General features: G+C 72.3%; 4 protein-coding genes. 1 reads left to right on the top strand and 3 read right to left on the bottom strand.

Annotated features, from left to right (window positions below):
• Positions 1-153: 153 nt before the first annotated feature.
• The 3 genes from VFE05_06190 to VFE05_06180 form a co-directional block, all read right to left on the bottom strand.
• Positions 154-9,801, bottom strand: a complete 9,648-nt coding sequence (locus VFE05_06190) for an amino acid adenylation domain-containing protein (GenBank protein ID HET6229654.1) — start codon at positions 9,799-9,801, stop codon at positions 154-156.
• Positions 9,802-10,218: 417 nt separating this feature from the next.
• Positions 10,219-10,998 (bottom strand): thioesterase domain-containing protein, encoded by a 780-nt coding sequence (locus VFE05_06185; protein HET6229653.1) that lies wholly within the window; start codon positions 10,996-10,998, stop codon positions 10,219-10,221.
• Between the two features lie 263 nt (positions 10,999-11,261).
• Positions 11,262-11,462: a hypothetical protein gene (locus tag VFE05_06180; protein HET6229652.1), complete on the bottom strand. Its 201-nt coding sequence runs from the start codon at positions 11,460-11,462 to the stop codon at positions 11,262-11,264.
• Positions 11,463-11,830: 368 nt separating this feature from the next.
• Here VFE05_06180 and VFE05_06175 point away from each other — a divergent pair, with 368 nt between their 5' ends.
• A complete protein-coding gene (locus tag VFE05_06175; GenBank protein HET6229651.1) occupies positions 11,831-12,277 on the top strand; it encodes an EVE domain-containing protein in 447 nt (148 codons plus the stop codon).
• Positions 12,278-12,326 lie beyond the last annotated feature (49 nt).

The following is a 12,326-nucleotide window of genomic DNA, read 5'->3' as shown; positions in this document are numbered from 1 at the left end:
CGAAGCTACCCGCGCGAAGAAGCACCGGGGTAAGTCCGCGAAGGCGGACTTTGCGCAGTCGTTGCCGCGGTTTCAACCGCCAGGCGATGCCGCCGCGCCGATATCACGCCATCGGCACCATCGCCCACTTCACATCTCCCGACGTCCGCCCGCTTACCGCTTGCGCTTGAGCATCGCGCGGCGGGCGGAGCCGCGGTCCTTGCCGGCTTGCGGGACCTCGGCCGCATCGCCGTCCGCCGCGGGGGCGAGGTGCTGGGCGAGGGTGCTGACGGTCGGGTACTGGAAGAGGTCGATCATCGACACGTCGCGCCCAAGCACCTCCCGCAGGCGCTCGTGCATCTGCGTGAGCAGCAGCGAGTGGCCGCCGATCTCGAAGAAGTTGTCGTTCACGCCCACCGACTTGAGGTGCAGCATCTCCTGCCACACGCCGGCGATGGTACGCTCCATCTCGCCCTGCGGCGCCACGAAGCCATCGCCGCCCACGTCGTCGGGCGCGGGCAGGGCGCGGCGGTCCACCTTGCCGTTGGGGCTGAGCGGGAAGTCGTCCATGACGATGAAGGCCGAGGGGACCATGTAGTCCGGCATGCGCTCCTTGAGGTGCGCGCGGAGCTTGGACTGGCTGGGCGCGTCCGTTCCCGGAGCGGCCACGTACGCCACCAGGCGCGGGCTGCCGGGCACGTCCTCGCGCGCCATCACCAGCGCGTGGCGCACGCCGGGGAAGGCGGTGAGCAGCGACTCCACCTCGCCGGGCTCGATGCGGAAGCCGCGGATCTTGATCTGCTCGTCCATGCGGCCCAGGAACTCCATCTCGCCGTCGCGCCGCCAGCGCACGCGGTCGCCCGTGCGGTACAGCCGCGCGCCATCTCCCGAGAACGGGTCGGGCACGAAGCGCTCGGCGGTGAGGCCGGGCTGGCCGTGGTAGCCGCGCGCCACGCCGGTGCCGCCCACGTACAGCTCGCCCGCCACGCCGATGGACACCGGCAGCATCTCGGTGTCGAGCACGAAAGCGCGCGTGTTCCATAGCGGAGGGCCGATGGGCGGCCGCCGCGAGTCCGGCGTGCACACCGCGATGGCGGCGCCCACCGTGGTCTCGGTCGGCCCGTACGCGTTGCAGAAGCGCCGCCCGTCCGCCCAGCGCGCCACGATCTCCGCGCTGCACGCCTCGCCCGCGGCGATCACCGTGCGCAGCGCGGGAAGCTCCCGCTCGTGCAGCGCCGCCAGCACGGAGGGCGGGAGCGTGACGCCGGTGACGGCGTTGTCGCGCAGCGTCTTTTCCAACCCCGCGCCGGGCATCAGCTTGGCGCGGGGGGCGAGGACGAGCGCGGCGCCCGCCAGCAGCGTGGAGAAGACTTCGGACACCGCCGCGTCGAAGCTGAACGAGGCGAACTGGAGCACGCGCCCGTCCGGCCGCACGTCGAACAGCTCGCGCTGCGCGGCGGTGAGGTTGGGGATGCCGCGGTGCGTGACCATCACGCCCTTGGGCCGCCCTGTCGATCCGGACGTGTAGATGACGTACGCGAGCGTGTCCGCATCGACATCTACCGACGGATCGTCCGACGGCATCGCGTCGATCTCGGCCGCCACCGCATCGAGCGCGACGGTGCCGACCGCGTGCGCCGGGAGCTGGCCGCGCAGCGCGGTGTGGGTGAGGAGGAGCGAGATGTCCGCATCCTCCAGCATGTACTGGAGACGATCGGCCGGGTAGGCGGGGTCGAGCGGCACGTACGCCGCGCCTGCCTTGAAGACGGCGAGCATCGCCACCACCATGGCCGGCGAGCGGTCCAGGTGCAGCGCCACGCGCGTCTCCAGCCCCACGCCGCGCCGGATGAGGAAGTGCGCGAGCTTGTTCGCCCGCGCGTCCAGCTCCGCGAACGAGATCGTCTCGCCCTCGAAGACCAGCGCGGTCGCGTCCGGCGTCCGCCGCGCCTGGGCGGCGAAGAGGCGGTGGACGGGCTCGGCCGGCACGTCGTGGCCGGTGCGGTTCCACTCCACCAGCACGCGGTGGCGCTCCGTCTCGTCCAGCAGCCGCGGCAGCTCGGAGAGGCGCCGGTTGGGCCCGGCGACGATGCCGGTGAGCAGCACGCGGTACTGGTCCGTCATGCGCTCGATGGTCGCCTTGTCGAACAGGTCGGTGGAATACTCGACGGCGCCGAACAGCGCGTCCTGCGCCTGGGTGAGGCCCAGGGTGAGGTCGAACTTGGTGGTGTGGCTGTCGCCCTCGTCCACCTGCATGCGCAGGCCGGGCGTCTCCGGGGCGCCCACGGGAGCGTTCTGGAGGGAGAACGAGACCTGGAAGATGGGGTGCCGCGCCAGGCTGCGCTCCACCTTCATCTCCTCCACCAGCCGCTCGAACGGCAGGTCCTGGTGCGCGTAAGCGTCCAGGGTGGTCTCGCGAACGCGGCGCAGCAGCTCCACGAACTCCGGGTCGCCGGACATGTCCGTCCGAAGCCCCAGCGTGTTCACGAAGAAGCCCACCATCTCCTCCAGCTCCGCGCGGTTGCGCCCGGCGATGGGGGAGCCGACCACCACGTCCTCCTGCCCCGCGTAGCGGAAGAGCAGGATCTTGAACGCCGTCAGCAGGGTCATGAACAGCGTCACGCCCTCGCGCCGGCTCAGCGCCTCCAGGTCGGCCGCGAGCTCCTGCGAGATGCCGAAGGCGTAGCGGTCGCCGCGGTGGCTCTGCACGGCGGGACGCGGCCGGTCGGTCGGGAGGTCGAGCGTCTGCACGCCCGCCAGCTTGTCGCGCCAGTAGCCGAGCTGCCGCTCCAGCGTCTCGCCCTGCAGCCAGTTGCGCTGCCACACGGCGAAGTCCGCGTACTGCACGCCCAGCGGGGAGAGGGGAGAGCCCTCGCCGTCCGCGAAGGCGCGGTAGGTCCCCACCAGGTCGCGGAAGAAGATGCCCAGGCTCCACCCGTCGCTGACGATGTGGTGCATGGTGAGCGCGAGCATGTGCTCCTCGTCGCCCAGCTTCACCAGGCGGGCGCGCAGCAGCGGCCCGGTCGCGAGGTCGAACGGCGTCGACGCCTCCTCGTCGGACAGGCGCTCCGCCGCCGTGTGGCGGTCGGTGGAGGGGAGGACGGTGAAGTCCTCGACCCGCAGGGCGACCTCCGACGGGGGATGGATGACCTGCACGGCGCCGCTGGCACCGCGCCCGAAGGTGGTCCGCAGCGTCTCGTGCCGCTCCGCCACGGCGGAGAGGGCGCCGCGCAGCGCGTCCACGTCCAGCGCGCCGACCAGGTGCACGGAGAACGGCATGTTGTAGACGGCGCTGCCGCCCTGCATGCGGTCCAGGAACCACAGCCGCTCCTGCGCGAACGACAGCGGCAGCTCCCCCTCGCGCGGCACGGGAACGATGGGCAGCTCGGGCAGGCCGCGGGCCTCGCGGCGCGCGGCGTCCACGCGCTCGGCCAGCCCCTCCACCGTGGGCGCGTCGAACAGCGCGCGTAGCGGCAGCTCCACCTGCATGGCCTCGCGGATGCGCGACATCACCTGCGTGGCGAGCAGCGAGTGCCCGCCCAGCTCGAAGAAACTATCGCGCAGCCCCACCTTCTCCATCCCCAGCACCTCGGCCCACACCGAGGCGAGCACCTGCTCGGACGGCGTGCGCGGGGCCACGTACGCGTGCTCGCTCTCCGGCGCGTCGGGCGCGGGGAGCGAGCGGCGGTCCACCTTGCCGTTGGGCGTGTGCGGCATGGCCGCCAGGCGCACCCACGCGGCCGGCACCATGTACTCCGGCAGCCGCTCGCGCACGTGCATGCGCAGCGCGCTCACCGTGGGTGCGGCGCCAGCGGGCACGTAGTACGCGACCAGGCGGGCGACGCCCGGCGCGTCCTCGCGGACCACGACGGCGCTCTCCTCCAGCCCGGGGAACTGGGCCAGCACCGCCTCCACCTCGCCGATCTCCACGCGGTGGCCGCGAATCTTGATCTGGTGGTCGAGACGTCCCAGATACTCGATCTCTCCATCGGGTAGATACCGGGCCAGGTCTCCCGTGCGGTACATCCGCTCGCCCGGCGTGTCGCCGTAAGGATTCGGGAGATACTTCTCCGCCGTCATCCCCGGCCGCGCGTGGTAGCCGCGCGTCACCCCGTGCCCGCCGATGTACAGCTCGCCGGGCACGCCCACGGGGCACGGGCGGAAGTGCCGGTCCAGGATGTGGATCTGCGTGTTCGCGACGGGACGGCCCACGGTCATCCGCGAGGTCCCGCGCGGGATGACGAGGTACGTCGTGTACGTCGTGTCTTCCGACGGGCCGTACAGGTTGATAACCTGCTCGATGTGGCCCGTGCCGTACAGGTCGGCCGAGAGCGACGGCTTCACCGGCTCGCCGCCCAGGTTCATGCTGCGCAGCGTGGCCGGGATCGCGTGCATCCGCAGCAGCTCGGCCGCGGCGCTGGGCACCATGCTCGCCATGAACACCTCCTGCCCCTCGGGCAGGTTGGCGAGCGACAGCGCGTTCTTGACGACGACGATCTTCCCGCCCCAGCTCAGCGTCCCGAAGATCTCCGCGATCGACACGTCGAAGCAGACGGAGGTGGACGCCAGCACGGAGGCGCGGAGGTCGTCCGACAGCTCGTCGCGCATCCACTGGAGCACGATGGCGGCGCCGCGGTGCTCCAGCTGCACGCCCTTGGGCCGGCCGGTGGAGCCGGAGGTGTAGATGAGGTACGCCAGGTTCTCCGGCAGCGCGAGCGGCTCCGGGTTCTCGCCGCTCTCGCGTGCCACGGTCTCCCAGTTCGCGTCCAGCGGCAGCACCTCGGCCGCCGTCTCCGGAAGCTTGGCGACCAGGCGCTCCTGCGTGATGAGCACCGGGACGGCCGTGTCCTCCAGCATGAAGGCCACGCGCTCCGCCGGGTACGCCGGATCGAGCGGCACGTACGCCGCGCCCGCCTTCAGCACGCCGTACATCGCCACGATCAGCTCGGCCGAGCGCTCCATCAGGATGCCGACGCGCACCTCCGGCCCCACGCCGCGGCGGCGGAGGTAGTGCGCGAGGCGGTTGGCGCGGTCGTTCAGCTCCGCGTACGTCAGCGTCTCGTCCGCGAAGACGACGGCGGCCGCGTCGGGCGTGCGCTCCGCCTGCGCCTCGAACAGGCCGTGCATCGTCACGTCGCGCCGGTAGTCCGCACGGCGCGTCTGCCCGTTCCAGCCGTGCACCACCAGCCGCTCTTCATCGTCCGAAAGGATCTCGACGGTGGAGACCGGGCGGTCCGGCTCGGCGACGAGGCCGCCGAGGAGCGTGCGGAAGTGCCCGCCCATCCGCTCGATGGTCGCGGGGTCGAACAGGTCCAGGGCGTACTCGAAGGTTGCCAGGATCTCGTCGCCGGCCTCCTGCAAGTCCAGCGTCAGGTCGAACTTGGACGTGCCGCGGTCCACCCGGCGGGGGGAGAGATGCACGCCGGACAGCTCCAGCTCGCCCGCGGGGGCGTTCTGGAGGGCGAACATCACCTGGAAGATCGGCGTGTAGCTCTGGCTGCGCTCCACGCCCACCTCTTCCACCAGCTTCTCGAACGGCAGGTCCTGGTGCGTGTACGCGCCCAGCGTCGTCTCCCGCGCCTGCGCCACGAGGTCGCGGAAGCCGGGGTCGGCGGAAAGGTCGCCGCGCAGGGCCAGCGTGTTGACGAAGAAGCCGACGAGCCCTTCCACCTCCGCCCGGTTGCGCCCGGCGATGGGCGAGCCGACCACCACGTCCGTCTGCCGCGCGTAGCGGGCGAGCAGGACCTGGAAGGCGGCCAGCAGCGTCATGAACAGCGTGGCGCCCTCGCGGCGACTCAGCTCGCGCACCTGCGCGGCCAGCTCGGCCGGGATCGCGAAGGTGTGCACGTCGCCGCGGAAGCTCTGCGTGGGCGGCCGCGGATGGTCCGTGGGCAGCTCCAGCGTGGCCGGCGCACCCTTCAGCCGCTCGCGCCAGTAGCCGATCTGCCGCTCCAGCCGCTCGCCCGCCACGTGGCGCCGCTGCCAGACGGCGAAGTCGCCGTACTGCACGGCCGGGGGCGGGAGATGCGCATCTTCCCCGGCCAGCCGCGCCGCGTACAGCGCCGTCATCTCCCGGAAGATGATGCCCAGCGACCAGCCGTCGGAGACGATGTGGTGCATCGTCAGCAGCAGCACGTGCTTCTCGTCCTCCACCCGCAGCAGGCGGGCGCGGACGAGCGGCCCGCGCTCCAGGTCGAACGGCAGGCGCGCTTCCTCCGAGACCAGCCTTTCGACCTCGCCCTCGCGGTAGACGTCGGGGATGCCGTCCAGCGGCACGACCGGGAGGTGGAAGACGTCTGCCGGCGAGATCATCTGCACCGGCTGCCCGCCCACCTCCGCGAAGGTGCTGCGCAGCGCCTCATGGCGGCGCACCACGTCGCCCAGCGCGCTCTCAAGCGCGGGCACGTCCACCGGTCCGGCCAGGTCGATCACCAGCGGCATGTTGTACACGCTGCCGCCGGGCTCCAGCTGGTCCAGGAACCAGAGCCGCTCCTGCGAGAACGACAGCGGCACCGCGCCCTCGCGCGGCTCGGCCACGATGGGCGGCACGTCCTCTTCGCCGCTCGCCCGCGCCTGCTCCACGCGCAGCGCCAGGTCGCGGACCGTGGGCGCCTCGAACAGCGCGCGCAGCGGCAGCTCCACGCGGAAGACCTGGCGGATGCGGGACACGACCTGCGTGGCCAGCAGCGAGTGGCCGCCCATCTCGAAGAAGTTGGCGGTGGCGCTCACCCGGTCCGCGCGCAGCACCTCGGCCCACACGCCGGCCAGCATCTCCTCCACCGGCCCACGCGGGGCGACCACGTCGTCCTCGGCCACGGCGCCGTCGGGCGCGGGCAGCGCGCGGCGGTCCACCTTGCCGTTCGCGGTGAGCGGCAGCGCGTCCATCGCCACGAAGGCGCTGGGCACCATGTAGTCCGGCAGGCTACGCTGCACGAACGCGCGCAGGGCGCCGGGCGCGCGCGCCTCGTCGGTCGAGGGCACGACGTAGGCCACGAGGCGCTTGCCGCCGGGCCCGTCCTCGCGGGCGATGACCGACGCCTCGCGCACGCCGGGGTGGGCGCACAGGGCCGCCTCCACCTCGCCCAGCTCGATGCGGAAGCCGCGGATCTTCACCTGCTCGTCGATGCGGCCCAGGAACTCGAGCGTGCCGTCCTCCAGCCAGCGCACGCGGTCGCCGCTGCGGTACAGCCGCGCATCTCCCGAAGCCGAAAACGGGTCGGCCACGAACTTCTCGGCCGTCAGCTCGGGACGGTTGAGATACCCGTGCGCCAGCCCGTCTCCGCCGATGTACAGCTCGCCGGGCACGCCCACCGGGACGGGCCGCATCGCCGTGTCCAGCACGTAGACGCGCGTGTTGCGGATGGGCCGGCCGATGGGCAGGCTCGCGCGCTCCACGTCGGCCGCGCCCAGGACGTGGAAGGTGGTGAACGTGGTGTTCTCGGTGGGCCCGTACATGTTGCACAGGCGCAGGCCGGGCAGCGCCTGCATGGCCCGGCGCACGTGCGGGATGGAGACGACGTCGCCGCCGGTCATGAGCTGCCGCACGCCGGCCAGGCCCTCCGGGTTCCCGTCCACCATCTGGTGGAAGAGGCCCGACGTCAGCCACGCCGTGGTCACGCCCTCGCGCAGCAGGAAGCCGCCCAGCTCCTCCAGCGACGGCGTGTGCGGCGGGAAGACGGCGATGCGCGAGCCGTTCAGCAGCGGGCCCCACACTTCCAGCGTCGACGCGTCGAACGCCACGGGGGCGAGCTGGAGGAAGACCTCGTCCGGCCCCAGCCGCGCGAAGTCGTTGCCGCGCACCAGCCGCAGCACCGCGCGGTGCGGGACCACGACGCCCTTGGGCCGGCCCGTGGAGCCGGAGGTGTAGACGACGTACGCCGCCGAGTCCGCCGGCACGGCAACTTCGGGAGATGCGGAGTCCTGCGCGTCGATGCGCCCGCGGTCGTTGGCGAGCGAGACGACGGTGCCGGCGAACGACGACAGCGCCTCGGGCACCGTCTCCGGGACGATGAGGACGGCGACGGCGGAATCCTCCAGCATCCACGCCAGGCGTTCCGCCGGGTACGCGGGGTCGAGCGGCACGTACGCGCCGCCAGCCTTCACGATGGCGAGCAGCGAGACGATCAGGTCCGCCGAGCGCTCCATCGACAGCCCCACGCGGCCGCCGGGGGCCACGCCGGCTGCCTGGAGATGGCGGGCGAGCCGGCTGGAGCGCGCGTCCAGCTCCGCGTACGTCATCCCCTCGCCGTCCGCCGTCAGCGCGACTGCATCCGCATGGAGAGCCGCGGTTTCCGCGAAAACGGCGGCGATGTGGCTGTCGCGGGGATAGTCGGACTCCGTCGCGTTCCAGCCGCGGACCACGCGCTCGCGCTCGTCCTCGCCCAGCATCGCCAGCTCGGAGAGCCGCCGGTCGGGATCCGCCGTGGCCGCGTCGAGCAGGCGGACGAAGTGCTCCGTCAGCCGCTCGACGGTGGACGGGTCGAAGAGGTCGGTGGCGTACTCCATCGCCCCGGCCACGCCGCCCTCCGCCGTCTCCTGCATGGTGAGCGTGAGGTCGAACTTGGCCGCCACGTACTCGAACGGCTCCGGCTCGATGTGCACGCCGGCCAGGTCCAGCTCGTCGCCCGGCGCGTTCTGGAGCACGAAGACGGCCTGGAACACGGGGTTCCGGCTCAGGTCGCGCTCCACCTTCAGCTCCTCCACCACCCGCTCGAACGGCAGGTCCTGGTGCGAGAAGGCGCTCAGCGCGCCCTCCTTCTCGCGCCGCACCAGCTCGCGGAACGTGGGGTCGCCGGACAGGTCCGTCCGCAGCGCCAGCGTGTTCACGAAGAAGCCGATCAGCCCCTCGATCTGCGCGCGCGACCGGTTGGCGACGGGGGTGCCGACCACCACGTCGTCCTGCCCCGCGTGGCGGCCCAGCACCGCCTTGAGCCCGCCCAGCAGCGTGGCGAAGAGCGTGGAGCCCTCCTCGCGCACCAGGTCGCGGATGCGGCCCGTGAGCTCCGGCGAGAGGCCGAAGTGGTACGTGGCCCCGCGGTGGCTCTCCACCGACGGGCGCGCGCGGTCCGTCGGCAGCTCCAGCACGGGCGGCGCGCCGGCCAGCCGCTCGCGCCAGAACGCCAGGTCGCGCTCCAGCACCTCGCCGCGCAGGTGCTCGCGCTGCCAGAGCGCGAAGTCGGCGTACTGAACCGGCAGCGGCGCCAGCGGGTTGGGCCGCCCCTCGGCGAACGCGGCGTACAGCTCGCCCAGCTCGCGCGTGAGCACCCCCATGCTCCACCCGTCGCTGACGATGTGGTGCATGTTGAGCAGCAGCAGGTGGTCTTCCGCGCCGAGGCGGAGCAGCGACGCGCGGAAGAGCGGCCCCTCGCGCAGGTCGAACCCGGTGTTCGCGTCGTCGTGCAGCAGCGCCGCCGCGCGTGCGTCGCGCTCCTCCGCCGGCAGCGCGGAGAGGTCGACGACCGGGAGCGGCGTGTGGGCGTGGGGATGGACGACCTGCACCGGCTCGCCGCCGGTGGCCGCGAGGGTGGTGCGCAGCGACTCGTGCCGCTCGCGCAGCGCGTCTAGCGTGCGCTCCAGAGCGTCCGCGCGCAGGGGGCCGCGCATGCGGACCGGGAGGGGGATGTTGTACGACCCGCTGCCCGGCTCCAGCTCGTCCACCAGCCACAGGCGCTGCTGCGCGAACGAGAGCGGGAAGGTGTTGCCTTCACGTGCACGCGGGCGCATGGCCGGGCCCGCGGCCTCGGTCTTCGCCATCTGCAGGCGCAGCTCCAGCAGGCGCCGCTTCTCGGGGGACAGCTCGGCCAGCCGCTTCAGAAGGTCGCTCATCCGCCTTGATCACTTCGGGGTGGTCCCTGCTCCCGCGGCGCTCCGCGGGTCACATCGTCGTCCTGCCGTCCCGCTTCCCGCCGGTCCGCATCTCCCGCCCTCCGGCCGGCGACGGTCCGCGAGGTCGCGTCGGCCGAACTACGACCGAGACCGGGACGGGAGAAGACGGACAGCCGGCCTGCCGCTGATCCGCTCCTTTGGAGCAGTGTCCGGGCAGGCACGGCGGGCCCCAAATCTAAAACAAAATAGTCTGAAAATGTAGTAGGCTGTGCCGCTCGCGGATCCTTCCGCTGCAACGTGCGAGCAGTGCCGCGGAGTTACGCGGCAACGGCAGCAGAAAAGGGCCGGGCCGCGGCGCGGGAGTCCGCGCAATCCTTTGCCGACAGGGGGCGAACGGCGGCGGACCGTTCCCGAGGGTCAGTACCCGCCGCCGCGGACGAGCAGGTCGTGCAGGTCCTGCGCGAGCGTCCGCAGCACCAGGTCGCGGTGGGAGAAGACGAAGAAGTGGTCGCCGGGGAAGTAGCGCGCGGTGAACACCGCCGCGGTGTGCCGGCGCCAGGCGTCGGTCTCCTCGCGCGTGGCCTTCAGGTCCGCCAGCCCGCCGTATGCCGTGATCGGGCACTCCAGCGGCGGCTCGTCGCGATAGACGTACGTCTCGTTGAGCGCCACGTCCGCGCGGAGAAGCGGGAGGAGGATGCGCATCAGCTCCGGGTGCTCCAGCACCTCCTGCGGCGTGCCGCCCAGCTCGCGCAGCTCGGCGATGAACTCGTCGTCCGGCTTGTCGTACACGACGGGGCGCGTCGACTGCACGTCCGGCGCGCGGCGGCCCGAGGCGAAGAGCTGCACCGGCCCGTGCTCGCCCCTGCGCCGCAGCTCGCGCGCGAGCTCGAAGCCGATGAGCGCGCCGTTGCTGTGGCCGAACACCGCGAACGGCAGGTCCGGCCCGGCGAGCACCGCATCTGCCAGCTGCCGCACCAGCGGCTCCACGCGGTCGATGGGCGGCTCGCCCATGCGCTGCTCGCGGCCGGGCTGCTGCACCGGGCACACTTCCACCTGCGGCGGCATCGCGTCGCCCCACCCGCGGAACGCGGACGCGCCGCCGCCCGCGTGCGGGATGCACAGCAGGCGGAAATGGGCGTTGGGCTTCGGCGTGGGGCGCGTGATCCACGCGTCGCGCAGGGCGGTGCTGGCGGTCATCTGGACGATGCGGAACGGTGCGGGCGGGAGATGCGGGGCCGGGGGCAGGCGGCACGATGAGGCGGGAAAGATAACGCACCCGCGGGAGATGCGAACACCCCCGCCGCGCCGGCGGCCCGCCCGGAAACCGGGTGAGCGCGCCGGAGCACGGCGGGGGATGCGGAAGATGCCGGACGGACGGCGGCCGGGGACGGGCGTGCGCGCCGCTGGCCGAATCCGCGCGCCCTGCCGCCGGGACGCGGCGGCAGGGCGGGTGACGCGGGCTAGTTCGAGGCCGGCTGGATCACGTTGCCCGAGCCGAGCTGGCCCAGGTCCAGGCTCGTGGTGTCCGACACGGACGGGGCTACGCTGCCCGCGTCGCGGGCGGCGCCGCTCCGCACGGCCGACGGCGCGGTGGGGGTGGCGTTACAGGCCGCGAGTGCGGCCACGGCTGCTGCGGCAAGAACGAGGCGTACGGTCTTCATGCGGGTCTCCAAGATCGGGAGTGCCGGTTCGTTTCATAGCGTGGGACGGGAGTGTGAACGGAACGTATGCCGCCCGGCGAATCCGCGCCACCTTCGGGCCGCTACGCAGACGCATATTTCCAGACATGTGCCACAAACTCGGCTTCCGGAACAGCTTCAAACGTAGGCATAGCCGTCCACACCGTCCAGTTCGCACCCCTCGAAGCGCGTATCCGCCGACGGCTCGTTGATCATCGACGGGGTCGATACGGAGAGGTCTGCCCCTTGATCCGGACGGAGGGCGGCGCCATGATGTGCCGCCGGAGCGGCGCGGCGGGCGCGCTCCACGGGCTTCACCGAAAGACGGCGGAATGGCGAGATTCTGGTTGATGAAGAGCGAGCCGGGCGCGTACTCCATCGACGACCTGCGGCGGGACGGGCAGACGTTCTGGAACGGCGTGCGGAACTACCAGGCCCGCAACTTCATGCGCGACGACATGAAGCCCGGCGACGGCGTGCTCTTCTACCACAGCAACGCCGACCCGCCGGGCGTGGCGGGCCTGGCCACCGTCGTGCGCGAGGGCTACCCGGACCCCACCGCCCGCGACCCCAAGAGCGACTACTTCGACCCCAAGGCGAGCGACGAAGACCCGCGCTGGTTCATGGTCGACATCGCCTTCCAGGAGAGGTTCCCGGCCCTGGTGCCGCTCGGCGTCCTCGCCTCCACACCAGGCCTGGAGAAGATGCCCGTCAACAACAAGAGCCGCCTCTCCGTCCAGCCGGTCACGGCGGAGGAGTTCGCGATCGTCGTGGCGCTGGGGCGCGACGGCGGATAGGGTCGTCGCGGAAGCGAGGGGCCCCCCCCCCCCCCCCCCCCCCACAAAA

It is taken from the genome of Longimicrobiaceae bacterium (genome assembly GCA_035696245.1).
In the GTDB taxonomy this organism is placed as follows: Bacteria; Gemmatimonadota; Gemmatimonadetes; order Longimicrobiales; family Longimicrobiaceae; genus DASRQW01.
This window is presented reverse-complemented; position numbering and strand designations above follow the sequence as displayed.

Coding starts and splice junctions, on each gene's coding strand:
- VFE05_06180 (HET6229652.1), bottom strand. CDS start 11,462: ATGAAGACCGTACGCCTCGTTCTTGCCGCAGCAGCCGTGGCCGCACTC.
- VFE05_06185 (HET6229653.1), bottom strand. CDS start 10,998: ATGACCGCCAGCACCGCCCTGCGCGACGCGTGGATCACGCGCCCCACG.
- VFE05_06175 (HET6229651.1), top strand. CDS start 11,831: ATGAAGAGCGAGCCGGGCGCGTACTCCATCGACGACCTGCGGCGGGAC.
- VFE05_06190 (HET6229654.1), bottom strand. CDS start 9,801: ATGAGCGACCTTCTGAAGCGGCTGGCCGAGCTGTCCCCCGAGAAGCGG.